At 62.1% G+C, this 23,386-nt stretch carries 26 protein-coding genes; 9 read left to right on the top strand and 17 right to left on the bottom strand.

Annotated elements, in window-relative coordinates; translation table 11 throughout:
• Positions 1–22: 22 nt before the first annotated feature.
• Both SB772_RS08530 and SB772_RS08535 read left to right on the top strand, forming a co-directional pair.
• Positions 23–1,210, top strand: coding sequence for a DUF6402 family protein (locus SB772_RS08530; protein ID WP_410832825.1), 1,188 nt, complete (start codon positions 23–25; stop codon positions 1,208–1,210).
• On the top strand, positions 1,207–1,626 hold the full coding sequence (locus SB772_RS08535) for a hypothetical protein (RefSeq protein WP_410832826.1): 420 nt from the start codon (positions 1,207–1,209) through the stop codon (positions 1,624–1,626). The genes SB772_RS08530 and SB772_RS08535 overlap by 4 nt, the downstream gene beginning before the upstream one ends.
• A gap of 200 nt (positions 1,627–1,826) precedes the next feature.
• Here SB772_RS08535 and SB772_RS08540 read toward each other — a convergent pair whose 3' ends face one another.
• The 10 genes from SB772_RS08540 to SB772_RS08585 all read right to left on the bottom strand — a co-directional run bounded on the left by SB772_RS08540 (position 1,827) and on the right by SB772_RS08585 (position 8,950).
• The gene (locus tag SB772_RS08540) at positions 1,827–2,042 is read right to left on the bottom strand and encodes a hypothetical protein (RefSeq protein ID WP_410832827.1); all 216 of its coding nucleotides are present in this window, start codon (positions 2,040–2,042) and stop codon (positions 1,827–1,829) included.
• A gap of 70 nt (positions 2,043–2,112) precedes the next feature.
• The gene (locus SB772_RS08545; RefSeq protein WP_410832828.1) at positions 2,113–2,517 is read right to left on the bottom strand and encodes a hypothetical protein; all 405 of its coding nucleotides are present in this window, start codon (positions 2,515–2,517) and stop codon (positions 2,113–2,115) included.
• 459 nt (positions 2,518–2,976) lie between these two features.
• Entirely contained in the window at positions 2,977–4,362 is a 1,386-nt protein-coding gene (locus SB772_RS08550; RefSeq protein ID WP_410832829.1) for a replicative DNA helicase, read from the bottom strand.
• Positions 4,363–4,510: 148 nt separating this feature from the next.
• A complete protein-coding gene (gene rplI / locus SB772_RS08555; protein ID WP_410832830.1) occupies positions 4,511–4,963 on the bottom strand; it encodes a 50S ribosomal protein L9 in 453 nt (150 codons plus the stop codon).
• 27 nt (positions 4,964–4,990) lie between these two features.
• Positions 4,991–5,266, bottom strand: a complete 276-nt coding sequence (rpsR, locus tag SB772_RS08560) for a 30S ribosomal protein S18 (protein WP_410832831.1) — start codon at positions 5,264–5,266, stop codon at positions 4,991–4,993.
• Positions 5,267–5,268: 2 nt separating this feature from the next.
• On the bottom strand, positions 5,269–5,568 hold the full coding sequence (priB, locus tag SB772_RS08565) for a primosomal replication protein N (protein WP_341312313.1): 300 nt from the start codon (positions 5,566–5,568) through the stop codon (positions 5,269–5,271).
• A gap of 48 nt (positions 5,569–5,616) precedes the next feature.
• The gene (gene rpsF, locus SB772_RS08570) at positions 5,617–5,991 is read right to left on the bottom strand and encodes a 30S ribosomal protein S6 (RefSeq protein ID WP_410832832.1); all 375 of its coding nucleotides are present in this window, start codon (positions 5,989–5,991) and stop codon (positions 5,617–5,619) included.
• Between the two features lie 239 nt (positions 5,992–6,230).
• On the bottom strand, positions 6,231–7,121 hold the full coding sequence (locus SB772_RS08575) for an anti-sigma factor family protein (protein ID WP_410832833.1): 891 nt from the start codon (positions 7,119–7,121) through the stop codon (positions 6,231–6,233).
• The gene (locus SB772_RS08580; RefSeq protein WP_410832834.1) at positions 7,111–7,836 is read right to left on the bottom strand and encodes an RNA polymerase sigma factor; all 726 of its coding nucleotides are present in this window, start codon (positions 7,834–7,836) and stop codon (positions 7,111–7,113) included. The genes SB772_RS08575 and SB772_RS08580 overlap by 11 nt, the downstream gene beginning before the upstream one ends.
• Positions 7,837–8,035: 199 nt before the next feature.
• On the bottom strand, positions 8,036–8,950 hold the full coding sequence (locus SB772_RS08585) for a LysR family transcriptional regulator (RefSeq protein WP_410832835.1): 915 nt from the start codon (positions 8,948–8,950) through the stop codon (positions 8,036–8,038).
• A gap of 259 nt (positions 8,951–9,209) precedes the next feature.
• On the opposite strand from SB772_RS08585, the gene gcl reads away from it, so the two are divergent.
• The 3 genes from gcl to SB772_RS08600 all read left to right on the top strand — a co-directional run bounded on the left by gcl (position 9,210) and on the right by SB772_RS08600 (position 12,875).
• Positions 9,210–10,985 carry a glyoxylate carboligase gene (gene gcl, locus SB772_RS08590; RefSeq protein ID WP_410832836.1) on the top strand — a complete coding sequence of 592 codons (1,776 nt, stop codon included), beginning with the start codon at positions 9,210–9,212 and terminating at the stop codon, positions 10,983–10,985.
• 99 nt (positions 10,986–11,084) lie between these two features.
• Positions 11,085–11,894: a hydroxypyruvate isomerase gene (hyi, locus tag SB772_RS08595; RefSeq protein WP_410832837.1), complete on the top strand. Its 810-nt coding sequence runs from the start codon at positions 11,085–11,087 to the stop codon at positions 11,892–11,894.
• 72 nt (positions 11,895–11,966) lie between these two features.
• The gene (locus SB772_RS08600) at positions 11,967–12,875 is read left to right on the top strand and encodes a 2-hydroxy-3-oxopropionate reductase (protein ID WP_410832838.1); all 909 of its coding nucleotides are present in this window, start codon (positions 11,967–11,969) and stop codon (positions 12,873–12,875) included.
• A gap of 345 nt (positions 12,876–13,220) precedes the next feature.
• Here the strand turns inward: SB772_RS08600 and SB772_RS08605 are convergent, their stop codons facing one another.
• From SB772_RS08605 to SB772_RS08630, 6 genes are all read right to left on the bottom strand, one after another.
• Positions 13,221–14,276 carry an asparaginase gene (locus SB772_RS08605; RefSeq protein ID WP_410832839.1) on the bottom strand — a complete coding sequence of 352 codons (1,056 nt, stop codon included), beginning with the start codon at positions 14,274–14,276 and terminating at the stop codon, positions 13,221–13,223.
• Between the two features lie 113 nt (positions 14,277–14,389).
• Positions 14,390–15,316, bottom strand: a complete 927-nt coding sequence (locus SB772_RS08610; protein WP_410832840.1) for a CysB family HTH-type transcriptional regulator — start codon at positions 15,314–15,316, stop codon at positions 14,390–14,392.
• A gap of 72 nt (positions 15,317–15,388) precedes the next feature.
• Complete coding sequence (locus SB772_RS08615) at positions 15,389–16,447, bottom strand: sulfate/molybdate ABC transporter ATP-binding protein (protein ID WP_410832841.1); 1,059 nt, start codon at positions 16,445–16,447, stop codon at positions 15,389–15,391.
• Entirely contained in the window at positions 16,447–17,448 is a 1,002-nt protein-coding gene (cysW, locus tag SB772_RS08620) for a sulfate ABC transporter permease subunit CysW (RefSeq protein ID WP_410832842.1), read from the bottom strand. The genes SB772_RS08615 and cysW overlap by 1 nt, the downstream gene beginning before the upstream one ends.
• Positions 17,445–18,353, bottom strand: coding sequence for a sulfate ABC transporter permease subunit CysT (gene cysT / locus SB772_RS08625; RefSeq protein ID WP_410832843.1), 909 nt, complete (start codon positions 18,351–18,353; stop codon positions 17,445–17,447). Before cysT ends, cysW begins: the two co-directional genes overlap by 4 nt.
• Before the next feature lie 136 nt (positions 18,354–18,489).
• The gene (locus SB772_RS08630) at positions 18,490–19,530 is read right to left on the bottom strand and encodes a sulfate ABC transporter substrate-binding protein (protein ID WP_410832844.1); all 1,041 of its coding nucleotides are present in this window, start codon (positions 19,528–19,530) and stop codon (positions 18,490–18,492) included.
• Between the two features lie 315 nt (positions 19,531–19,845).
• Here SB772_RS08630 and lexA point away from each other — a divergent pair, with 315 nt between their 5' ends.
• The 3 genes from lexA to SB772_RS08645 all read left to right on the top strand — a co-directional run bounded on the left by lexA (position 19,846) and on the right by SB772_RS08645 (position 21,723).
• Positions 19,846–20,496 (top strand): transcriptional repressor LexA, encoded by a 651-nt coding sequence (gene lexA, locus SB772_RS08635; RefSeq protein WP_341312326.1) that lies wholly within the window; start codon positions 19,846–19,848, stop codon positions 20,494–20,496.
• 73 nt (positions 20,497–20,569) lie between these two features.
• Positions 20,570–20,917, top strand: a complete 348-nt coding sequence (locus SB772_RS08640) for a hypothetical protein (RefSeq protein ID WP_410832845.1) — start codon at positions 20,570–20,572, stop codon at positions 20,915–20,917.
• Between the two features lie 152 nt (positions 20,918–21,069).
• Complete coding sequence (locus SB772_RS08645) at positions 21,070–21,723, top strand: DUF2939 domain-containing protein (protein WP_410832846.1); 654 nt, start codon at positions 21,070–21,072, stop codon at positions 21,721–21,723.
• Positions 21,724–21,755: 32 nt separating this feature from the next.
• Here the strand turns inward: SB772_RS08645 and SB772_RS08650 are convergent, their stop codons facing one another.
• The gene (locus tag SB772_RS08650; protein WP_410832999.1) at positions 21,756–22,220 is read right to left on the bottom strand and encodes a universal stress protein; all 465 of its coding nucleotides are present in this window, start codon (positions 22,218–22,220) and stop codon (positions 21,756–21,758) included.
• 231 nt (positions 22,221–22,451) lie between these two features.
• Between SB772_RS08650 and nodI the strand changes: the two genes are divergently transcribed.
• Complete coding sequence (gene nodI, locus SB772_RS08655; protein WP_410832847.1) at positions 22,452–23,366, top strand: nodulation factor ABC transporter ATP-binding protein NodI; 915 nt, start codon at positions 22,452–22,454, stop codon at positions 23,364–23,366.
• Positions 23,367–23,386: the final 20 nt, after the last annotated feature.

A 23,386-nucleotide genomic window follows, 5' to 3' on the forward strand; every position in this document is an offset into this window, starting at 1 on the left:
GTTGCTCATAGAGGCCCGCTTTATGGATCTGTCGTATTACAAAATTAATAAGCTGCTATGGCGTTGGAGCAAAAAAGATGGCGCTCGCATCGTGCGTGAAGCCAAGCTTTCGATGGACAAGGCCCCGCCTGCGCTTCCAGTTCCGCCCGCTGCGAAGGTCTCCCCAACCCCCAAACCACCCAAGCCCGATCCACTGGTGCAAATGGTTGATGACCTTTACAGGGCATCTGACGCGTTTTCCCGCTCCAAAAAGTGGCTCGATACCCCCGCCCCGCCGAAGCAGCCGAAACCAACGAAACCTGAAAAGACCGTGCCGCCGTTCGATATTCAGGAAATTCCCGGCGCAATGCGCAAGGAAGCAATGCCGATCGGAGCCAGGCTGATGGAGCGATGGTTTGCTGGTCGTTTGAACTATTCGCCCACCGACGATGACGAGCGGGGCAAAATCAATCAGGATGGGAAACCCTATCCACCAGACATGTATGACACAACCACCGTCAAACTGGACTGGGTACTCAAACCTGAGCGCGCCAGGAGCAAATACGATTACCTAATAAACGAGGCCATCCGGTCCGACAAAGCACGTAAAGCACTTCACGACACGCTCGTCCCTTATAAGGGCAGGAGCGACCTTTTTACTACGGACATTTGTGGGGACGACCCAGAGCGATTGCACAAGCTATTTCAGTTTCAACGGGTCGGGGTCGATGGCACACTCGCGGAAAAAATCAAACTTCAATTGATCGCGGATGTCGAGCGCTCCGTCGTTCCCGACGACCTGACTGCTGCGCTTGGTTCGTTCAATATTTACGCGGCCATTGGGTCAGTCCGCTTCTCACAGGATATTGCTAGCGGTGTGATAGTGAGCAGCACAACGAAAGCCGAGATAACTGGCATATGGGTGTATGTGACGGACAGCTACACGTTTACCGACAAGCAGGGAGATCGTTCGCAGTATCTCGGGCATTGGAGCAGCGACGGGGTGATCGTCATTCCTCTTGATGGCGTTGCCGCCATCTCCCCGTATATCCCCTATGTAGAGTCACCAGTCACCCTCGGCAATCCGGTTATCAAGGGTGAAGTTCACTACCCCATCCACAACAGCGACTTCCGGCAGTGGCAGATCAGGCACCAACGCGGCGGGGATTTTGTCGTCTTCACAGATCGCCGGTTTGTTCCAGTCGTTCCGCCGATCAAGGTATATCTATGAAGGTCATGCGCCTACATGCCGTGATGCTTGTCGGACTCACTGTTATCAGCGCGCTCTACTTTGGCCTCGTTGACCGTACCCCGCACGGCACGGAATGCGAAAAATCATCATCCCCGGACGGAATCTACATAGCCGAGCGTTGCTTCCTTGAAGTGCAGTCATTTCGCAGTGGAGACGCAAAATACGTTGGCCGACTGTTCGACGCGAAAAGTGGAAGCCTATTGGCGGAGCATACTTTTATCTCGCCGGTTCCCGACCTCTTCTGGTCTCCCGGTTTTTACTCTGGTGAGCCAGTCCCGCATTTTATTGAGCCATCCGTGAATTTTTCCCGTGGTGGGGAAGATGGCGACGGTTCAGATATTTCGTTACCACCATCCCGGTGGGACAAGCTGCTGGCAGCACGGCCACGCTTGTAGCTCGAACTGAGCAACCGCGAAATACGATTTGCGCTGTTGGCCTCGCGTACGGGTGCGCGCGCGTCATGGCGTCGTCCCCCAAAAAATTCCAATGAATCGCTATTACCTTGGTCTACTAAGGGCACGATTTCTAACTTGCGGCGCACAAACGCAAAAAAGCCCGCACGCGGCGGCCCTTGTTGCCTGGTGAGCGTCGAGCGTCAGAGAAACGCGGCAACCTGATTCAGTCGCTCGGTGATGTTGCCCGTAATCGCACCGTAGTGCGATTGGATGATGGTAACGCTCGTGCCGGTGAGCTTCGCCACCGTGAACACGTCGAGACCGCGTGCAATGGCTTCGCTAATGTATGTGTGGCGCATGCAGTAGAGAACAGCCTCAGGCAGCTTTGCGGCCCCGCGTGCCTCTCTGAACGCCATGCCCAACGCGGGAGCCGTCCAGCGTTGCCCGTCCGCTTGCGTCAACAGGGGAGCGTTGCCGATTTTGTCTTTAGTCTGCTCGGCGAAGAGCGCCAGCGCCGCAGACGACAGATTGACTTTGCGCGGCCCCGTCTTGCCGGCCAGGTTCAGTATTCCGGCGTGCGGTCAAAATCGGCCGCGTTGGCGTTCGCCAGTTCGCCGGGTCGTGCGCCGACGCGCAACACGGCGCCAGTGACAGCGTGCGCAAGTTGTCCGGCATGGCATCCAACAGGCGTTTGCGTTCCTCCGCATGGAGCCAGCCCTCTCGAAGTGCGCCCACTTGCTTATGCTTGTTCACTTCCTTCCAGCCAATATCTGTCGAGAGCAGCCCGTGTTTCTTCGCATAGTTAAGGGCTGTTTTCAGCGCCGTAAGGTTTCGGTTGGCAGAATCCTTCGCGCGCTTCTCGCTTTCCTCGTCGGCTTCTTCGTCGTCCATTGGGGATTGCTCGTCGCGCCACTTCTCAACATCGAGCGTGCGGAGCTTGGATAGGTCGATTGAACCAATGCGATGGTCATACACCAGCCGCTTAAAGCGCCCTTCCGCGTCGTTCGCGTTTGCCGCGCCTTTTTCTCGCTACGCCGGTTCGCCACGTACAGACGGCAGGCGTCAGATACGGTCGTGCTTTTGTGCTGCACGCCGCTCGCCAGTCCGTTCGCCCATTCCGTTACTGCCTTGCTAGCGGCATCAAAGATATCGAACTGTATCGAACTGGCCGAACGAATTGAATTCCTGCTTCCCGGCATCATTGCGCCACCGCCATATCCACGTACCCGCCCCTGAGTCGAGCTTGCGGAAACCGCAATCGACGCCAGCCGACAGACGTACAAAGTACGGCTCCCGGCGCGGCGTTAGCCTGTCGCGTGCGTCGTTACAACAAGCGCACCACTTATCTGTTTACTCGCTGTAAAAATTCTGCGCGCCGGCAAAGTTATCGAACTTCGTGAATTGGCCGTGGAACGTGAGCCGAACAGGTCCGATCGGACCGTTCCGCTGCTTACCGATGATGATTTCCGCCGTGCCCTTGTCCGGACTGTCCGGGTTATAGACCTCGTCGCGGTAAATGAACAGGATCACGTCCGCATCCTGCTCGATAGCGCCGGATTCGCGCAGGTCCGACATGATCGGCCGCTTGTTCGGGCGCTGCTCCAGGCCACGGTTCAGCTGGGACAATGCGATTACCGGCACATCGAGTTCTTTGGCAAGACTCTTCAGCGAACGCGAGATTTCCGAGATTTCGGTCGCGCGGTTTTCACCCGACGACGAACCGCTCATCAGCTGCAAATAGTCGATGATGATCAGACCCAGCTTGCCGCACTGGCGCGACAGCCGGCGCGCGCGCGAGCGCAATTCCATCGGATTCAGGCCGCCGGTTTCGTCGATGAAAATCTGCGCCTCGCTCATTTTTTGCACCGCGTGCGTGAGCTTCGGCCAATCTTCGTCGGTCAGGCGTCCGGTTCGCATCCGATGCTGGTCGAGCCGGCCGACCGAGCCGAGCATACGCATCGTCAGTTGCGTGCCCGGCATTTCCATTGAGAACACGGCGACCGGCAAGCCGTACTCGACTGCCACGTATTCGCCGACGTTCATCGAAAACGCCGTTTTACCCATCGACGGACGACCCGCGACGATGATCAGCTCACCGCCGTGCATGCCGGAGGTCATCCGATCCAGATCGACAAAGCCTGTCGGCGTGCCGGTCACGTCACTCGGATTGGCAGTGTGATACAGCGTGTCGATCCGCTCGACCACTTCGGTGAGCAGCGGCCCGATTTCGAGGAAGCCCTGGGTGCCGCGCGCGCCATCTTCGGCAATCGAAAACACCTTCGATTCGGCCTCGTCCAGCAACTGGCGAACTTCCTTGCCTTGCGGATTGAACGCGTCAGCGGAGATTTCGTCGGCCACCGACACGAGACGGCGCAGCACCGCGCGATCGCGCACGATTTCCGCGTAGCGACGGATATTGGCCGCGCTCGGCGTGTTCTGCGCCAGCGCGTTCAGGTACGCAAGACCGCCGACCTCTTCCGCTTTGCCCGAAGTGCCGAGCGCCTCGTAGACGGTAATCACGTCGGCCGGACGCGTTGCCGCGATCAGCTTGCCGATGTGCTCGAAGATGATCCGGTGGTCGTAGCGGTAAAAATCGCTCTGCGACAGGAAGTCTGCGATGCGGTCCCAAGCCGCGTTGTCGAGCAGCAGGCCGCCCAGCACCGATTGCTCGGCCTCGATCGAATGCGGCGGGACTTTCAGCGACTCGAGTTGGGGATCTTTGGACGGTGCGTTCATGGAGAGGAATTATCGGGGTAAATGCGCGCGGAGGGAAATCTAAAAACTGGTCGGGAACGCCTCGAAAACCGGGCACAAAAAAAGGCAGGAGCCGGTCACCCGGCCCCTGCCCCTTGCCAGCAACGTCCTGGCAGATGCTACCTGATGCTTAGACGTGTTCGCCGATCACAGCCACCGTCACATCGACGAGAACGTCGGTGTGCAGCGAGATCTGAACTGCGTGATCGCCAACGATCTTCAGCGGGCCTTGCGGCAAACGCACTTGCGCCTTTTCCACTGCGAAACCTTGCTTGACCAGTGCGTCAGCGATGTCGGCATTCGTCACCGAGCCGAACAGACGGCCGTCGACACCGGCCTTCTGACCGATCTGAATCGTGGAACCTGCCAGCTTTTCGCCTTGAGCTTGAGCGGCAGCCAGCTTTTCAGCGGCGATCTTTTCGAGTTCAGCGCGGCGGACTTCGAATTCAGCCAGGGCTTCCTTCGTTGCACGGCGAGCTTGCTTGTTCGGGATCAGGAAGTTACGTGCGTAACCGTCCTTGACCTTCACGATATCGCCCAGGTTGCCCAGATTGACGACTTTTTCCAGAAGAATGATTTGCATTCGGATGCTCCTTATCGCGTCGTCGGGTTAGGCCTTGTGCTGGTCGGTGTACGGCACCAGCGCGAGGAAACGTGCGCGCTTGATTGCCGTATCCAGCTGGCGTTGATAGTGCGACTTCGTACCCGTGAGACGCGCCGGCGTGATCTTGCCGTTTTCGCCGATGAAGTCCTTCAGCGTTTCGAGGTCTTTGTAGTCGATGTAATCGACGCCAGCGGCCGTGAAACGGCAGAACTTCTTGCGCTTGAAGAGCGGATTTTGTTGCTGACGACGCTTGTCGAATTTCTTACCAGTCGGGCGGGGCATGTTCAGTCCTTTCCAATGTCCTGCAATTCTGTGATGTGAAATACCAGTGTTCTTGCGTTGCGGTGCTTTTTTGCCAGAAAGCCTGTGAAGAGCGTTTCCACGCCCATCTGACAGCTTTCCAGCTTACCGCTCGCCTCGCCTGCGGCTACCGCCTGCATGGTCAGTTCGACTTGCCGGGCAATGCCGGCTTCGACGACTTCCGTGCGGTGGTGCAACGTGCAGCCTGCAATCGGAACGCCAGCGGGGGTGTACCGCACCGGTTCGCGTTCGACGACGCTGGCCGTAAGTTGCAGCCGGTTCATGTACCCTTTGGCGAGAGCGACGCTTGATCTGGTAGCTTAAATAGTGTCTTAAGCCTGCGCTTCGGACGGTTGCGTAGCAGCCGACTTCTTGGCTTCTTCGCGCTGCACTTCCTTCATCATCGGCGAAGGGCCGGTTTCGGCCTTCTTCATCTTGACAATCAGGTGACGCAGAACAGCGTCGTTGAACTTGAATGCGTGCTCCAGCTCGTCGAGCGTGGTTTGGTCGCATTCGATGTTCATGCAGACGTAGTGAGCCTTCGCGAGTTTCTCGATCACGTAGGCCAGTTGGCGACGGCCCCAGTCTTCGATACGGTGGATCTGGCCACCGTGCGACGTGATCGTGCTCTTGTAACGCTCGATCATGGCGGGCACTTGCTCGCTCTGATCGGGGTGCACGATAAAGACGATTTCATAATGACGCATACACACTCCTTGTGGATTAAAGCCACCCGGGCGTCGGAACCGGTGTGGCAAGTGAGAAGCCGAAGAGTGTAACCCGATAAGGGCCGGGTTGCAAGATATCCCTTTAATCTGGCGCGCGAATCGGGTGTGTTTTCAAGGGTTTAGGCGACTTCAGGCAGATTGGCGGAAGCCGGCCCACGCTTGCTGGCCCCTTCCACGGCCCTGTCGGCTCGACCTCGGCCGCCGTCCCTTCGGCCGCCTCAACCGCCCTCCGTCCGCTCGCTGCCGCCTTGCAGGCGAGCCTTCAGCGCCGTTTCGAGGCCGCTCAACGCGTCGGGCGCGGCGTCCGTAATCGCCCACCAGGTCATGCCTCCGGCGTTCCAGTGCGCGAGCGAGTAGCCTTCGCGCGACACCGTCGGCGCAGCCGGACCGTTCACACGCAGCTCCGCGGCTGCCGCGCTGTTCCCGGGAAACACATAGACGTCGATCACATGCTTGCGATAGCGGTACACCAGCACCGCCACCCGCTGGTGCGCGAGGTAATCCAGCCGCCCACCTTCCAGCGCGAAACCGTTCGCGGCCAGGTCTTCAACCGGCGGCGAATAGTCGAGCCGGCCGTTGAACCACGGCTTAACCGTATGCCGATCCGTCGAAATCACGTCGATGTCATGGCCGGACAGCTGCGCCCTGACGTGGCTCTCGACCAGTTCGTCGGAGAACGGCGCGACATCCGCCGGACGGTGCAGGCTCAGCGTGACGCCCGCCGCCGCCGCACCCAGTGCAACGACCAGCGCCGCCAGCCAGCCTTGCCCGATGAGTCTGCTCGCCCCGCCGAAGCCGCCCTGCGGACCACGCCAGCCGTCAAGCCAGCCGAGCCAGTGCCGCTTGCGTGGCGGCGGCTGACGGGTTTCGGGCGCCGCCACGGCTTCGCCGGTCGGCGGCAGCGACTCGACGATCCGCGCACGCAGCCCTTCCGGCGCCCGGTGATACGGCGCCGCGCGCAGCGAACGCTTCAGCGCATGCAGGCTTTCGCTTTCGCTCCGGCAGGCATCGCAACTGTCGATATGCTGCTGGACGCGCAGCGCATCCGGCGCAGGCAATTCCCGGTCGGCGCTCGCATCGAGGAGCGGCCGCGCTTCGTTACAGTCCATCTGGCTTCTCCTGAGTGAGGCCGGCGGCGGCCGCGCCGGTATTGTTGGGTGGCCGGCCATTGGAGGCCGCCCGCAGCGGTGTGACGGAAGCCGTCGGCCCCGCGCAAGCTGAAGACGTCGTGGCGCGCGGCGGCCCCCCGCCCTCGTTGACCGTCAGCAGCGCGGCCAGTTTGCGGCGGCCTCGCGCGAGTCTCGACATCACCGTGCCGATCGGCACGTCGGCCACCATCGCGATTTCCCGATAGCCCATCTCTTCCAGCTCGCGCAGGATCAGCACCTCGCGGTACTCGACAGGCAGCTGCGCGAGCGCCTCGTGCACGCGCTTCGCGTCTTCGTCGCGGATCAAAAGCGCCTGGGGATCGGCGCCGCCCGCGCTCCAGCCCTCGAAGGTGGCGTCGTCCATGGTGTCGTCGAATTCGACCACCTCGCGCGATGACGCGCGCCGCCGCCACTCCGTGTACCAGGTGCGGCGCACGATCGCCAGCAGCCAAGGCCTGGCCGAATCGCCGCGGAAGGTGTCGAAGAAACGGAACGCGCGCATGAATGCTTCCTGCACGACGTCGTCGGCATCGTTGGCGTTGCCGCACAACCAGCGCGCAAGGTTGTACGCGGCGTCGAGGTGCGGCAGCGCCAGTTGCTGAAAACGACGGCTCCGCGCTGCGTCCGCATCGGCATTGACGTGCGCGCCAGCGTCATTTGAATCGGTTTCACCCACCTCGGCCCTCCAGGGCATTGCGGCTACGCTGTGTGACTCGTCTTCACAAGATGACCGGCTACAGGTCGAGTTTATTCCCGCCGCCGCACGGAATCCGCAAAAAGGCAGGAAAGACCGCGAATCATGGACTGCGGCACTCGACGATGAGCGGCCCGATCCGGGTGGCCTGCGCGAAAAGCAGGCACGAGCGGCCCGCGCGCTAGTAAGTCGAGCGGTTCCAGTAATCCTCGTCGGCGTACACCTCTTTCAGATAGTCGATGAAGTAGCGCACCTTGGCCGGCACATAGCGCTGCTGCGGATACACCGCGAGAATGTCGTAATCGGGCAACGCGAACTCGTCGAGCACGGTTTCGAGTTCGCCGCGCCCCAGTTGCTGGTGGATTTCCCACGTGGAACGCCAGCCGAGGCCGAGCCCCTCGCAGACCCAGCGATGCAGCAGCTCGCCGTCGTTGCAATCGAGCGTGCCGCCCACGCGCACCGTCACCAGCTTGCCGTTGCGGCGGAAGTACCAGCCGCGGTTCTGGCCGCCTTGCAGATTGAACGCGAGGCAGTTGTGGCGCGGCAGATCTTCGAGCGTTTTCGGCTTGCCGTGTTTGCGGAAGTACTCCGGCGTGCCGCACACCACGCGCCGGTTCGAGGCCAGCTTCACCGCGACGAAATTCGGATCGACCGCGCCGCCGATCCGGATCGACAGGTCGTAACCCTCGCGCACCAGATCCACCACCCGGTCGGTCAGATTGAACGACACCTGCAGTTCCGGCTTGTCGGCGAGAAAGGCCGGCGCGAGCGGTGCGACGTGCTTGCGCCCGAACGCGGCCGGCGCCGACACGATCAGATGGCCGTTCACCGCGCGCCGTCCGGCGCTCAGCTCGTTTTCCGCCTGAGCCCATTCGGTGAGCAGACCGCGGCAACGCTCGAGAAACGCCGCGCCGTCTTCGCTGACGACCAGCCGGCGTGTCGAGCGGTACATCAGCTTCACGCCGAGGCGCTTTTCCAGGGCGTCGATGCGGCGCCCGAGAATCACCGGCGACACACCCTCTTCCAGCGCGGCAGCGGCGAGGCTGCCCGCGTCCGCGACGCGCACGAAGGTTTCGATCTGTTTGAAGCGGTCCATCTCTGTCTCCTGTGTCGACCGGAGTTAGCGCTTTAGCGCTTACTCCGGTCCCATGCAGTCTTATCGCGGTCGACCGGAGTTAGCGCTTTAGCGCTTACTCCGGTCCCACGCAGAGCGCCCGTCGTCTCCGGCAGACGCCATTCCATACTTTTTGTTTCGAAATAAGCGACCCGGACTGATCTTATCAAACCTTTAGGTCAGGCCTAAAGTGCGATCAACACCCTTAGTTCGCACATTCCCAGACATTCAGGAGACATTCATGGCCAAGATGAGAGCCGTCGACGCAGCCGTGCTGGTGCTCGAAAAAGAAGGCATCGACACCGCATTCGGCGTTCCGGGCGCAGCAATCAACCCGTTCTACTCGGCCATGCGCAAGGCAGGCAACATCAGCCACGTGCTGGCGCGTCACGTCGAAGGCGCTTCGCACATGGCCGAAGGCTATACGCGCGCTCAGCCGGGCAACATCGGCGTGTGTATCGGCACGTCGGGCCCCGCCGGCACCGACATGATCACCGGTTTGTACTCCGCTCAGGCCGACTCGATTCCTATTCTGGCTATCACGGGCCAGGCGCCGCGCGCGCGTCTGTACAAGGAAGACTTCCAGGCCGTCGATATCGAATCGATCGCCAAGCCCGTCACCAAGTGGGCCGTGACCGTGCGCGAGCCGGCGCTGGTGCCGCGCGTGTTCCAGCAGGCATTCCACCTGATGCGCTCGGGCCGTCCGGGTCCGGTGCTGGTCGACCTGCCGATCGACGTGCAGCTCGCCGAAATCGAGTTCGACATCGACACCTATGAACCGCTGCCGGTCTACAAGCCGAAAGCGACCCGCAAGCAGATCGAAGCCGCGCTGACACTGCTCAACGATTCGGACAAGCCGCTGATCGTCTCCGGTGGCGGTGTGCTCAACGCAGCCGCTGAAGACCTGCTGGTGACGTTCGCCGAAACCATCGGCGTGCCGGTGATCCCGACACTGATGTCGTGGGGCGCGATTCCCGACGACCATCCGCTGATGGCCGGCATGGTCGGCCTGCAAACCTCGCACCGCTACGGCAACGCGACGATGCTCGCCTCCGACTTCGTGCTCGGCATCGGCAACCGCTGGGCGAACCGTCACACCGGCAGCATCGAGGTATACACGAAGGGCCGCAAGTTCGTGCACGTCGATATCGAACCGACGCAGATCGGCCGCGTGTTCGGTCCTGATCTGGGCATCGTGTCGGACGCGAAGGCCGCGCTCGAGCTGTTCGTCGAAGTGGCCCAGGAATGGAAGGCCGCCGGCAAGCTGAAGGACCGCAGCGCATGGGTCGAAGACTGCCAGCAACGCAAGCGCACGATGCATCGCAAGACGCACTTCGACAACGTGCCGATGAAGCCGCAGCGCGTGTACGAAGAGATGAACCAGGTGTTCGGCCGCGATACCTGCTACGTGAGCACGATCGGTTTGTCGCAGATCGCCGGCGCGCAATTCCTGCACGTCTACAAAGCGCGCAACTGGATCAACTGCGGCCAGGCAGGCCCGCTCGGCTGGACGATTCCGGCGGCGCTCGGCGTGCGCGCGGCTGACCCGCAACGTCCGATCGTCGCGCTGTCGGGCGACTACGACTTCCAGTTCATGATCGAAGAACTGGCCGCCGGCGCGCAATTCAAGCTGCCGTACGTGCATGTGGTGGTGAACAACTCGTACCTCGGCCTGATCCGGCAGGCACAGCGCGCGTTCGACATGGATTTCTGCGTGCAGCTCGGCTTCGAGAACATCAACTCGCCGGAAACGAACGGTTACGGCGTGGACCACGTGGCTGTTGCCGAAGGCCTGGGTTGCAAGGCGATCCGCGTGTTCAAGCCGGAAGAACTGAAGCCCGCGCTGCTGAAAGCGCAATCGATGCTGTCCGAGTTCAACGTGCCGGTGATCGTCGAAGTGATTCTCGAACGCGTAACCAACATTTCGATGGGCACCGAGATCGACGCGATCAACGAGTTCGAAGCGCTGGCCGAAAAGCGCGCAGATGCGCCGACCGCGATCAGCCTGCTCGACTGAGTTTCCTGTCTTTGCATCACGTGAGCGGTTCGGAAGCAATCAGCAACCGGGCCGCCTCATGAAGTTATTCCACTGACCGACCAGCGAGATCTACGCGCCATGCCGAAATTTGCAGCGAATCTAACCATGCTGTTCAATGAAGTCCCGTTCCTCGACCGCTTTCAGGCAGCCGCGGACGCGGGCTTCAACGCCGTCGAATTCCTGTTTCCGTATCCGTATCAGATCGCCGAACTGAGCGAGCGTCTGCAACAGAACCGTCTGAAGCTCGTGCTGCACAACCTGCCCGCGGGCAACTGGGAAGCGGGTGAACGCGGCATCGCGTGCCTGCCTGATCGCGTGGGCGAGTTCCAGGAAGGCGTCGGCCGCGCGATCGAATACGCGAAGGCTTTGAAGGTGCCGCAACTGAACTGCCTCGTCGGCATTCCGAGCGCGGGCGTCGATGCGGACAAGGCACGCTCGACGATCGTCGATAACCTGCGCTTTGCCGCAGGCGAACTGAAGAAGGCCGGCATCAAGCTGCTGGTCGAGCCGTGCAATTCGTACGACATCCCGGGCTTCGCGCTGAACCGCTCGGGCGAAGGCCTCGAGGTGATCCGCGCAGTCGGCTCGGACAATCTGTTCCTGCAATACGACATCTATCACATGCAACGGATGGAAGGCGAACTCTCGGCGACGATCAAGAAGAACCTGCCGCAGATCGCGCACATCCAGCTCGCCGACAACCCGGGCCGCAACGAACCGGGCACCGGCGAAATCAACTACCCGTTCCTGTTCGACCTGCTCGACTCGCTCGGCTACGACGGTTACGTCGGTTGCGAATATAAGCCGCGCACCACTACCACGGCCGGCCTCGGCTGGGTGCAGAGCGTGGCCGGGCAAACACGCGGCGCAGCCCACACCGCCGCCTGATTGAATCAGGCGCATCACGCCCCGAAGCAAGTCCCCCTGGGGGACCCCAAACAACACTGGAGATTCAGAAACATGGCAAAGATCGGTTTTATCGGCCTCGGCATCATGGGTGCACACATGGCACGCAACCTCATCAAGGGCGGTCACTCGCTGTTCGTGAACGGTGCATACCCGGTGCCGGAAGATCTGGGCAAGACGACCAGCGTGGTCGCCAATTCGACCGCCGTCGCGCAAGCCGCCGACGTCGTCATCATCATGGTGCCGGACACGCCTGACGTCGCCAACGTGCTGTTCGCCGACGACGGCGTCGCCGCCGGTCTCACGAAGGGCAAGCTGGTGATCGACATGAGCTCGATCTCGCCGCTCGACACACAGGCCTTCGCGAAGAAGATCAACGCGCTCGGCGTCGACTACCTCGATGCGCCGGTGTCCGGCGGCGAAGTCGGCGCGCGTGAAGCGTCGCTGACGATCATGGTCGGCGGTCCGGAAAAGGCTTTTGCGCTGGCCAAGCCGCTGTTCGAACTGATGGGCAAGAACATCTCGCTGATCGGCGACAACGGCGCGGGGCAAACCTGCAAGGTCGCGAATCAGATCATCGTTGCGCTGAATATCGAAGCGGTCGCTGAAGCACTGCTGTTCGCGTCGCGCTCGGGTGCCGATCCGGAGCGGGTTCGCAAAGCGCTGATGGGCGGCTTCGCCTCGTCGCGGATTCTCGAAGTGCACGGCGAGCGCATGACCAGGCGCAAATTCGATCCGGGCTTCCGCATCGAACTGCACCAGAAGGATCTGAACCTCGCGCTCGACGGCGCACGCAAGCTGGGCATCGCCCTGCCGCATACGGCGAGCGCGCAGCAGTTGTTCAGCGTATGCGCGGCGAACGGCGGCAAGGCATGGGATCACTCGGCGATGGTGCGCGCACTGGAAATCATGGCGAACTACGAAGTTGCGCAAGCGCCGGATAGCGAAGCAAAGGCTGCTTGACAACGCATTTCCCGCAAAGGCCGGTTGCACGGGTCGCACACGCGACCCGCCGATCGGAGCGAACCGCGACAGGCCAATCAGGGAGTCTGCAGCGAGCGTCAAACGCAGCACATAAAAACAACATCAAGCAGTTACACAGGTTGCCGTGATCGTTGCATCGTCATCGTCACGGCAATCGCAGGTGGGGCGCCCGGTTCGTCGTGCGGCATGTGCGGCGGAGCGGGCAAATCGTGCCGCTCTGGGCTGAGAGCGGCAAGTGGGGTCCGCAGCGGCACCCGGCGGCGCCGGGGAAGCCTTGGTCGGTCAGACGTCGTCGTCGGGTGTCCGGCTGTCGGATTTCATGCTTCAATACGTATCGAACACCCTCTGCAACGCCACCGCTCCGGTGCCGCCCGCGGCCAGCGCCAGCATCAGCAGCACGCGCGCCTTGTACGGGTTCAGCGATCCCGCGCTGACGAAACCCAGCGGATCATCCGCGGCTGCGCCGTTGCGCATCACATGCCCGGAACCCACCCGCGACGAACGCACCACCGCGACGCCTTGCGAGGCTGCGTCGGCCAACGCCTGCAGCATCGTCGCGTGAATCGAGCCGTTACCCGTGCCCGCTACCACGATGCCGCGCACGCCCGCGGCGACCAGCGCATCCACGGCGATCCGCGATACGCCCGCATAGCTCGCGACGATCTCCACATGCGGCCACGTCGCGCCGATCACGAATTCGGTCGCGACCGTATGCGGGCGCACCACGCCGCGCTGGAATTCGACCCGGCCGTCCTGCACCCAACCGAGCGCGCCGATTTCCGGCGACTGGAATGCATCGACGGCGTAGGTGCTCGTCTTGACCACATCGCGAGCGCTGTGGATCCGGTTGTTGAACGCGACCAGCACGCCCTGCCCGCGCGACGCTTCATGCGCCGCGACCGTCACCGCGTTGTGCAGATTCAGCGGGCCGTCGGCGGAAAGCGCCGAGGCCGGGCGCATCGCCGCGGTCAGCACGACCGGCTTGGCGGACTTGATCGTCAGATGCAGCAGGTAGGCGGTTTCTTCGAGCGTGTCGGTGCCGTGCGTGATCACCACGCCGTCGATTTCGTCGGACGCCAGCAGCGTGTTGACGCGTTGCGCGAGCGTGGTCCATAGCGGCATCGCCATGTCTTTGCTGTCGACGCTGGCAATCTGCTCGGCTTGAATCCGTGCGACGGTGGACAAGGCCGGCACCACGGCCAGCAGTTGATCGACGCCGACCACGCCCGCCTGGTAGCCGGACGTATTGGTGGCGTCCGCGGCCGCCCCGGCAATCGTGCCGCCGGTCGCCAGCACGGCAATACGAGGCAACAGCGGTGCCGGCGGCGGCGTTGCGCCGTCGTCAGGAGGCGTCGCGGAAGAGGAAATCAAAGTATTCATGGCGGCGATTGTAAGCGATGCGCCGCGCGCCGCAATGCGTTTAAAAAACGCATTGCCGTTCGTTTTATGTCGGGTCAGCGCGGGCCATGGCGGCCCGCTCCCCGTCAAACTGATTAAGCCGCTTCGCGCAGTTGCGCGGCGATTTCCGCTTCGTTCAACTGCGGCGCGAACATCTCGATCAGCCGATAAGCATACGCGCGCAGGAACGCGCCCTTGCGTAACCCAACCCGTGTCGTGCTCGCTTCGAACAGATGCTGCGTATCCAGCGCGACCAGTTCCGTGTCGCGTTTCGGATCGTAGGCCATCGCCGCGACCACGCCGATCCCCATGCCGAGTTCGACGTAGGTCTTGATCACGTCAGCGTCGATGGCGGTCAGCACCACGTCCGGCAATGCGCCCGCTTTCGCGAATGCCTGGTCGATGTGCGAGCGGCCCGTGAAGTCCTGGTCGTACGTGACGATCGGGAATTCGGCGATCTCGTCGAGCGTCAGGTTCGGCCGCCCTACCAGCGGATGGCCCTTGGGCACGACCACGATGTGATGCCATGAATAGCACGGGAAGGTGACGATATCCGGGAAACGGTCGAGCGCTTCGGTCGAAATGCCGATGTCCGCTTCGCCGTTGATGATCATCTGCGCGATCTGCTGCGGGCTGCCCTGGCGCAGCGCCAGATGCACTTTCGGAAACACCTCGGTGAACTGGCGGATCACCTTCGGCAGCGCGTAACGCGCCTGCGTGTGAGTCGTCGCCACGACCAGGTGGCCGCTATCCTGATCGGCGTACTGGCGTGCCACGCGACGCAGATTCTCCGCGTCGAGCAGCATCCGCTCGATCAACTGATGCACCGCCTTGCCCGGCTCGGTGAGACCCGTCAGACGCTTGCCGCGCCGGATGAAAATATCGACGCCGAGTTCGTCTTCGAGATCCTTGATCTGTTTCGATACGCCCGACTGCGACGTGTACAACACGTTCGCCACTTCAGTCAGATTCATGTTCTGACGCACGGCCTCGCGCACGAAGCGCAATTGCTGGAAGTTCATTTGTATGTCTCCGGTTCAGCCGGAGTCAGGTTATTTGAATGGGTTTTCTTAAGACGATCCGACGCATTGGGCTCATTGCGCAGGAAAAACGCGCAACGCACGCGGCACCGCGGTGACGCCGTCGCCGATCGCCAGTTGCAGATCGCGCCACGCTTCGCGATCGAGTTCCGCTTCGAGCACGTTGCCCTCGCGGCCCGCGAGTTCGACGCGCACCGAGCCGCCGAGCGTCACCACGCGCCGCACATCGACGACGATGCCTTCGCGATGGCCCGCTGCCTGCGGATACAACTGCAGATCGTGCGGACGCACATAGGCGAACGCCGGGCCGCTGAAATCAGCCTTGATCGCAACCGGCAGCGCCGCGCCGTCCACCACGAAGCCGCTCGAATCGACCTTGCCATGCAGCCGGTTCGCCGCGCCGAGAAACTCGTAGACGAACGAGGTCTGCGGATGGTCGTACACGTCTTGCGGACTACCGACCTGCTCCACGTGTCCGCGATTGAGCACGACGATCCGATCAGCCACTTCGAGCGCTTCTTCCTGATCGTGCGTGACGAAGATCGTCGAGATATGCAGATCGTCATGCAGACGCCGCAGCCAGCTGCGCAGTTCCTTGCGGACCTTCGCATCCAGTGCGCCGAACGGTTCGTCGAGCAGCAGCACCTTCGGTTCGACGGCCAACGCGCGCGCCAGGGCAATCCGCTGCCGCTGACCGCCCGACAGTTCCGACGGATAGCGTTGCGCGAGCCAATCGAGTTGCACGAGCTTCAGCAGCTCATGCACCTTCTGGCGAATCACCGCTTCCGACGGCCGTTCCTTGCGCGGCTTCACGCGCAGGCCGAACGCGACGTTCTCGAACACCGTCATATGACGGAACAGCGCGTAATGCTGGAACACGAAACCCACTTCGCGCTCGCGCGCACCGACCGTCGCGACGTCCTGGCCTTGCAGCACGACCTGGCCGCCGTCCGCGTATTCGAGTCCGGCGATCACACGCAGCAAGGTCGTCTTGCCACAGCCCGACGGCCCGAGCAGCGCAACCAGTTCGCCCGGCGGGAAATCGAGCGAAACGTTATCGAGCGCGACGAAATCGCCAAAGCGCTTTTGCAGGTGACGAACGGTGATACCCATTACAGCTCTCCTTGCTTGACCGGGTGCTGATGCAACGCCTTCGCCGTATTCGCGGACGATGCCGACGACGGCGGTATGACGGGACCCGCGTACGCGGGCACATTGCGCGCGCCCGACAGTTCCGCCGACATATGGCGTTCGGCGAGCAGCTTCAGACCGAGCGTCACGAGTGCGAGCAAGGCCAGCACCGACGCCACGGCGAACGCCGCCGCGAAGTTGTATTCGTTGTAGAGAATTTCGACGTGCAGCGGCATCGTGTCGGTTTGTCCGCGAATGTGGCCGGATACCACCGAGACCGCGCCGAACTCGCCCATCGCCCGCGCATTGCACAGAATCACGCCGTACAGCAGGCCCCATTTGACGTTCGGCAGCGTGACGCGGCGAAATATCTGCCAGCCCGACGCGCCGAGCACGTGCGCGGCCTCTTCTTCGTCGTTGCCTTGCGCCTGCATCAACGGAATCAGTTCGCGCGCGACGAACGGGAACGTGACGAAGATCGTCGCCAGCACGATGCCCGGCACGGCGAAGATGATCTGAACGTTGTGCGCTTGCAGCCATGGCCCGAACCAGCCTTGCGCGCCGAACATCAGCACGTAGATCAAACCGGAAATCACCGGCGAGACCGAGAACGGCAGATCGATCAGCGTGGTCAGGAGCGCCTTGCCACGGAATTCGAATTTGGCGATACACCATGACGCGGCCAGGCCGAACACCAGATTCAGCGGCACGGCGATCGCGGCGGTTATCACGGTGAGCTTGATCGCCGAAAGCGCATCCGGATCGGCGAGCGATTCCAGATAGAAGCCGAGCCCCTTGCTCAACGCCTGATAGAACACCGCGACCAGCGGCACCACCAGAAACAGCGCGAGAAACAGCAATGCGATGCCGGTCAGAATCCAGCGCACGACCGGCGGCTCGGTCACCGGATCGGGACGGCGAACCACGTCGAGCGGCGCGCGCGCAGCGGCGATCGCTGCGGCATCGACAGTATCACGGCTCATTGCACACCTCCGCCGCTCACTGGAACGCTCACCGCGACGCTCGCGGCGGCAGGCGCCGGGCCCGCCCCGCCGCGGCCCGTGCGCCGCTGCAAATACCACTGCAATGTATTGATCAATAACAGCATCAGGAACGACACGACCAGCATCACGACCGCCAATGCAGTGGCGCCGGCGTAATCGTATTGTTCGAGCTTGGTGATGATCAGCAGCGACGTGATTTCCGACTTCATCGGCACGTTACCGGCGATAAAGATCACCGAACCGTATTCGCCGAGCGCCCGTGCGAACGCCAATGCGAAGCCGGTCAGCAATGCCGGAAACACCGCCGGCAGCACCACGCGCCGGAACGTCAGCCAACGCGATGCGCCGAGGCACGCGGCGGCTTCTTCCTGCTCGCGCTCGAACTCTTCGAGCACCGGCTGCACGGTCCGCACAACGAACGGCAAACCGATGAAGGTCAACGCGATCAGCACGCCGGCCGGCGTAAAAGCGACCTTGATGCCGAGCGGTTCAAGAAACTGCCCGATCCAGCCGTTTCCGGCGTACACCGCCGCAAGCGAAATACCGGCGACGGATGTCGGCAGCGCAAACGGCAGATCGACCACCGCGTCGACAAGCCGTTTGAACGGGAACGTGTAGCGCACCAGCACCCACGCTACCAGGAAGCCGAACACCGCGTTGATCAATGCGCCGCCGAGCGCCGAGAAAAACGTCAGCCGATACGACGCGAGCACGCGCGGCGAACTCACCGCGCGCACGAACTGACTCCAGTCGAGCGTCGCCGTCTTGAGAAAAGTGGCTGCGAGCGGAATCAGCACCACGAGGCTCAAATAAGCCACCGTGATGCCGAGCGTCAGGCCAAAACCGGGCAACGCGCTCGGTTTTCGGAAGGTCAACGTCGTCATGCTGGATACTCTTTCAGGGTTGATGCTTGCGGCTTTTTTTGTCTTCCGGCTGGCCAGAAAGCGCGCTGGACAAGCGCGCTTTCTGGCGAGTGGTTACCGCATCTGTCCACCTATGCCGGTTCAGGCATCGACAGTCTTACTGCGGCTGGTAAATCGAATCGAACACGCCACCGTCCGCAAAATGCGTCTTCTGCGCATTCGCCCAGCCGCCGAACGAGTCGTCCACCGTGTACAGCTTCAGCTTCGGAAACTTTGCGGTCAGCTCGGCCGGCACCTTGTTCGAACGTGGACGGTAGAAGTTCTTCGCGGCGATTTCCTGGCCCTGCTCGCTATACAGGAAGTTCAGATACGCTTCGGCCAGCTTGCGCGTGCCGTGCCTGTCGACCACCTTGTCCACCACCGCGACCGGCGGCTCGGCCAGAATGCTCACCGACGGCACGACGATCTCGAACTTGTCCGGACCGAATTCCTTCAGCGACAGGAACGCTTCGTTTTCCCACGCGATCAGCACGTCGCCGATGCCGCGTTGCACGAAGCTGGTGGTCGCGCCGCGCGCGCCCGAATCCAGCACGCCGGCATTCTTATAGAGCTTGCCGACGAACTCCCTGGCCTTCTGATCGTTGCCGCCCGGCTGATGTTCGGCGTATGCCCATGCAGCCAGATAGTTCCAGCGCGCGCCGCCCGACGTCTTCGGATTCGGCGTGACGATCGACACACCCGGCCTGGCCAGATCGTCCCAGTCCTTGATGTGCTTCGGGTTGCCTTTGCGCACGAGGAACACGATCGTCGACGTGTACGGCGACGCGTTGTCCGGCAAACGCTTTTGCCAACCCTTGTCCAGCAAACCTTTGTTGGCCAGCGCGTCGATGTCGTAGGCCAGCGCCAGCGTCACGACGTCCGCTTGCAGACCGTCGAGCACCGAACGCGCCTGAGCGCCCGAGCCGCCATGCGACTGCTTGAAGGTGACCGACTCGCCCGTCTTCGCTTTCCACTCCTTGCCGAATGCCTGGTTGACGTCCTGGTACAGTTCGCGCGTCGGGTCGTACGACACGTTCAGCAGCGTCGTATCGGCGGCGTGCGCTTGCGCCATCACGCCGACTGCGGTTGCCGCGCCGAACGCGAGCGCCGCGATAAGTTTTCTGGTCTCGCCTGCCAGCCCCGTGCCCTGATGGTTCATGCCAACTTTCTCCGCGTTGTAGTCCGCTGAAACAGCGTGTGGTGTTGTTTTGCGTCGCGGTCACGTGCACATGAGCGCCAACTCGGAGGCCAGTCTATCGAAGGGCTTTCATCATTAAAAATAATGTTTCCTCATTCTTTAATACGCAAAAGTGGTAATGGCAGCTGGATAAGGCGTTGCGGCACCAAAACGGATGTTGGAACGTCCTTTTGAGACGCCGGAACGCCACCCCAACCGACGAACTTAAAGTAAAGCTTGAATTGCGGTGAATACTGTATAAAAATACAGTCACCTGTTCATACATACAGTGGCGCCATGACCAAACTCACCGCACGACAGCAGCAGGTTTTCGATCTGATTCGCCGGGCTATCGAACGCACCGGCTTCCCTCCCACCCGCGCGGAAATCGCCGCCGAGCTGGGTTTCAGTTCGGCCAACTCGGCCGAAGAACATCTGCGGGCTCTCGCCCGCAAGGGTGTGATCGAACTCGCGGCGGGTGCGTCGCGCGGCATTCGTCTGCTGGCAGGCCCCGAAGATTCGCCGCATCAGTTCACGCTGCCACACGCCAGCATCATGCAACTGTCGCTGCCGCTGATTGGCCGCGTCGCTGCCGGTAGCCCGATCCTCGCGCAGGAACATATCTCGCAGCACTATGCGTGCGACCCGGCGCTGTTCTCGAGTAAGCCGGACTACCTGCTGAAAGTTCGCGGGCTGTCGATGCGCGACGCCGGCATCTTCGACGGCGACCTGCTCGCGGTGCAAAAGAAAAGCGAAGCGAAAGACGGCCAGATCATCATCGCGCGCCTGGGCGACGACGTGACGGTCAAGCGCTTGAAGCGCCGGCCGAACGGCATCGAGCTGATCGCCGAGAACCCCGACTACGAAAACATCTTCGTTCAGACCGGCAGTGCGGATTTCGCGCTGGAAGGCATCGCTGTCGGGCTGATCCGCCCCGGCGAGTTCTGAGCGCCCGCTTCTACCAACGCTTGCCCGACGCCAACGCGTCGCTGCCCCTACGTTGAATCGCCTGGAGAGACTCATGGAACGCTTTGCCCGCCTGCTGCCTTTTCGCCAGTTCGGCCGTTTGCGCCATCTGCGCAAGCTGGTGCCCTGTTCGCTGAACGAGGCGTCCACGGCCAACTCTCCGTCGCTATTCGACGAACCGGCATCGCGCGCGTCGAGCTTGCCGTCGTCGTTGCCGGCTTTCGCTCGCGTGTCGTTGAATTCGGGGCTGAATACGGCCGAGCCGGCGCGACGCGCGCCGGTGCGCGTCTATCACGGGCCATCGCGGCTGATCATGGTCGGCACGGTAGACGCCGTGTGCCGGATGATCGATCGCTGCATCGCTGAAGAAGCCAATGTGCACGGCGCGGTGTTCGAGTCATGAGGTGTAGGGCGCGATGCGTTGTTGCCCTGCGGTTGGCCCACTGTTGCTGTTCAGTTGCCCCGCTCGCGCCTCGTCAGATATTGCATCGCGTGGGATCGTTTTCGTGTGGCCGTGGTCCACGCTAGACCACCCTTGATAGAGAGCTCCACTCGATGGCAGTTTCTACACGCACCAAACGCGGCGCCACACGGCCGCTGATCGTTGTTCTGATTGTGATTGTGGTGATGGCCGCGCTGGGATACGGCTATGCATCGCCGTATATTGCGCTGAACAATCTGAAACGCGCGGCGGACGCGCGCGATGCGGAGACCGTCAATCAGTATGTCGACTTTCCAGCGTTGCGCGAGAGCCTGAAGCAGCAGGTCACCGGCTTGCTGACACGCCGGCTCAACGCACATGGCAACGGCAACCCATTCGCCGCGATCGGCGCGATGATCGGCGTTGCGCTGATCGGTCCGCTGGTGGACGCGTATGCGACACCGGACGGCGTTGCTGCATTGCTGAACGGCATGCCGCCGCGTGGCGAACCGGGCGAACGGCCGCCTGCACCGCCTGCCGCGCAAAACGCCCCTGGCGCAGCTGCGTCTGCGCCCTCTGCCGGAAGCCATACCGCCAATAGCACGACTAGCAATGCAACCAGCAGCGCCACGCCGCCGCAACCGCCGCAAACCACGGCCGGCTATCGCGGTGTCAACGAATTCGTCGTCAGGTATCAGCACGGCGCGGGCGACGCGCGCTACGCCGCGATTTTGCGGCGCGAAGGTTGGTTCACATGGAAGCTGGCCGCGGTCGACCTGAACGACTGATCGTTCGGTCGACGCGGCTCATGTTGCTGGCGTCAAGCCGCCGCCTGCTGCTGTTCCTGCGCGGACGAACACGCCACCAGAATGCTGCAGGAGACCCGGTCGAGCAGCGGCGTATTCCCCGCGCCCATCCACCAGCGCGACAGGCCAGTGCGGCAACGGTGGCCGACCACCACCAGGTCCACATGCAGTTCGTTGGCGAGATTGGCAATCTCGTCGATGGGATGACCGAACGCAAAATGTCCTTGCGCGTTGACGCCGCGCTCGGTGAGCCAGTCCACCCCTTCCTGCAGGATGTCGCGAGCAGTCTTCTCGAAGCTGCCGCAGGCCACGTCGGTGAGCAGGCCCGCGCTTTGTGCAATGCTCGAACGCATGTCGACAACCGACAACAGATGCGTTTCCGCCTTCAGGTCCAGCGCCAGATCGGCGCCACAACGCAGCGCTTTACGGCCTTCGCGCGAGCCGTCGTAGCAGAGTAGGATTTTCTGGTAGCTCGCCATGGTTTTCTCCCGTACCGCGGGGAACGCGGTCATAAATGAATCATGGTGCGCCGCAATTCAGGTTGCAAGGGATGGAAAACGCTAAGTGCGCCACAAGGAGAGGCGAGGCTATGCCGCAGCGCAAGAAAAGGCGTACGGCGGCCAGGTGGCGGCAAACGCCTGACCGCCGATGCCATAGAATGAGCGGCCTTACCGGCCATTCGCGTCTTTTCCCGGAGCATCATTCGATCCATGTCTGAAGCCGCCATTGAATTCCACCATGTCAAGAAAAGCTATGACGAAAAGACGGTCGTCGATGGACTGTCGTTTCATGTGAACGCCGGCGAATGTTTCGGTCTGCTTGGACCGAACGGCGCGGGCAAGACCACCACGCTGCGCATGCTGCTCGGCATTGCCGCCCCGGATGCCGGCACGATCCGCTTGTGCGGCGAGCCGATTCCCGGTCGCGCGCGGGTGGCGCGAGCGCGCGTCGGCGTGGTGCCGCAGTTCGACAATCTCGATCCCGATTTCACTGTCCGCGAAAACCTGCTCGTGTTCGGCCGTTATTTTGGCCTGAGCGCCGCGCAATGCCGCGCGATGGTGCCGTCGTTGCTCGAATTCGCACGTCTGGAGAGCAAGGCGAATGCACGCGTGAGCGAACTGTCGGGCGGCATGAAGCGGCGGCTCACGCTGGCGCGCGCGCTCGTCAACGATCCCGACGTGCTGATCATGGACGAGCCGACCACCGGGCTCGATCCGCAAGCGCGCCATCTGATCTGGGAACGGCTGCGTTCGCTGCTCGCGCGCGGCAAAACTATTCTGTTGACCACGCACTTCATGGAGGAAGCCGAACGGCTCTGCCACCGTTTGTGCGTGATCGAGGAAGGACGCAAGATCGCCGAAGGTGCGCCGAGCGAACTGATCGCATCCGAGATCGGCTGCGACGTGATCGAGATCTTCGGCCCCGATCCGGTTGCGTTGCGCGACGAGTTGGCGCCGCTGGTCGAGCGAACCGAGATTAGTGGCGAGACGCTGTTCTGCTACGTGAACGACGTGCAACCGGTGCTTGCATGCCTGAAGGAGCGCGCTGGTCTGCGCTATCTGCATCGTCCGGCAAATCTGGAAGACGTGTTTCTGCGACTGACCGGCCGCGAGATGCAGGACTGATGGACTGACGCTGGCCGTGC

The sequence above is a fragment of the Paraburkholderia sp. SIMBA_030 genome (assembly GCF_046535245.1).
GTDB lineage: Bacteria > Pseudomonadota > Gammaproteobacteria > Burkholderiales > Burkholderiaceae > Paraburkholderia.

Coding starts and splice junctions, on each gene's coding strand:
- SB772_RS08530 (WP_410832825.1), top strand. CDS start 23: ATGGATCTGTCGTATTACAAAATTAATAAGCTGCTATGGCGTTGGAGC.
- SB772_RS08535 (WP_410832826.1), top strand. CDS start 1,207: ATGAAGGTCATGCGCCTACATGCCGTGATGCTTGTCGGACTCACTGTT.
- SB772_RS08540 (WP_410832827.1), bottom strand. CDS start 2,042: ATGGCGTTCAGAGAGGCACGCGGGGCCGCAAAGCTGCCTGAGGCTGTT.
- SB772_RS08545 (WP_410832828.1), bottom strand. CDS start 2,517: ATGGACGACGAAGAAGCCGACGAGGAAAGCGAGAAGCGCGCGAAGGAT.
- SB772_RS08550 (WP_410832829.1), bottom strand. CDS start 4,362: ATGAACGCACCGTCCAAAGATCCCCAACTCGAGTCGCTGAAAGTCCCG.
- rplI (WP_410832830.1), bottom strand. CDS start 4,963: ATGCAAATCATTCTTCTGGAAAAAGTCGTCAATCTGGGCAACCTGGGC.
- rpsR (WP_410832831.1), bottom strand. CDS start 5,266: ATGCCCCGCCCGACTGGTAAGAAATTCGACAAGCGTCGTCAGCAACAA.
- priB (WP_341312313.1), bottom strand. CDS start 5,568: ATGAACCGGCTGCAACTTACGGCCAGCGTCGTCGAACGCGAACCGGTG.
- rpsF (WP_410832832.1), bottom strand. CDS start 5,991: ATGCGTCATTATGAAATCGTCTTTATCGTGCACCCCGATCAGAGCGAG.
- SB772_RS08575 (WP_410832833.1), bottom strand. CDS start 7,121: ATGGACTGTAACGAAGCGCGGCCGCTCCTCGATGCGAGCGCCGACCGG.
- SB772_RS08585 (WP_410832835.1), bottom strand. CDS start 8,950: ATGGACCGCTTCAAACAGATCGAAACCTTCGTGCGCGTCGCGGACGCG.
- gcl (WP_410832836.1), top strand. CDS start 9,210: ATGGCCAAGATGAGAGCCGTCGACGCAGCCGTGCTGGTGCTCGAAAAA.
- hyi (WP_410832837.1), top strand. CDS start 11,085: ATGCCGAAATTTGCAGCGAATCTAACCATGCTGTTCAATGAAGTCCCG.
- SB772_RS08600 (WP_410832838.1), top strand. CDS start 11,967: ATGGCAAAGATCGGTTTTATCGGCCTCGGCATCATGGGTGCACACATG.
- SB772_RS08605 (WP_410832839.1), bottom strand. CDS start 14,276: ATGAATACTTTGATTTCCTCTTCCGCGACGCCTCCTGACGACGGCGCA.
- SB772_RS08610 (WP_410832840.1), bottom strand. CDS start 15,316: ATGAACTTCCAGCAATTGCGCTTCGTGCGCGAGGCCGTGCGTCAGAAC.
- SB772_RS08615 (WP_410832841.1), bottom strand. CDS start 16,447: ATGGGTATCACCGTTCGTCACCTGCAAAAGCGCTTTGGCGATTTCGTC.
- cysW (WP_410832842.1), bottom strand. CDS start 17,448: ATGAGCCGTGATACTGTCGATGCCGCAGCGATCGCCGCTGCGCGCGCG.
- cysT (WP_410832843.1), bottom strand. CDS start 18,353: ATGACGACGTTGACCTTCCGAAAACCGAGCGCGTTGCCCGGTTTTGGC.
- SB772_RS08630 (WP_410832844.1), bottom strand. CDS start 19,530: ATGAACCATCAGGGCACGGGGCTGGCAGGCGAGACCAGAAAACTTATC.
- lexA (WP_341312326.1), top strand. CDS start 19,846: ATGACCAAACTCACCGCACGACAGCAGCAGGTTTTCGATCTGATTCGC.
- SB772_RS08640 (WP_410832845.1), top strand. CDS start 20,570: ATGGAACGCTTTGCCCGCCTGCTGCCTTTTCGCCAGTTCGGCCGTTTG.
- SB772_RS08645 (WP_410832846.1), top strand. CDS start 21,070: ATGGCAGTTTCTACACGCACCAAACGCGGCGCCACACGGCCGCTGATC.
- SB772_RS08650 (WP_410832999.1), bottom strand. CDS start 22,220: ATGGCGAGCTACCAGAAAATCCTACTCTGCTACGACGGCTCGCGCGAA.
- nodI (WP_410832847.1), top strand. CDS start 22,452: ATGTCTGAAGCCGCCATTGAATTCCACCATGTCAAGAAAAGCTATGAC.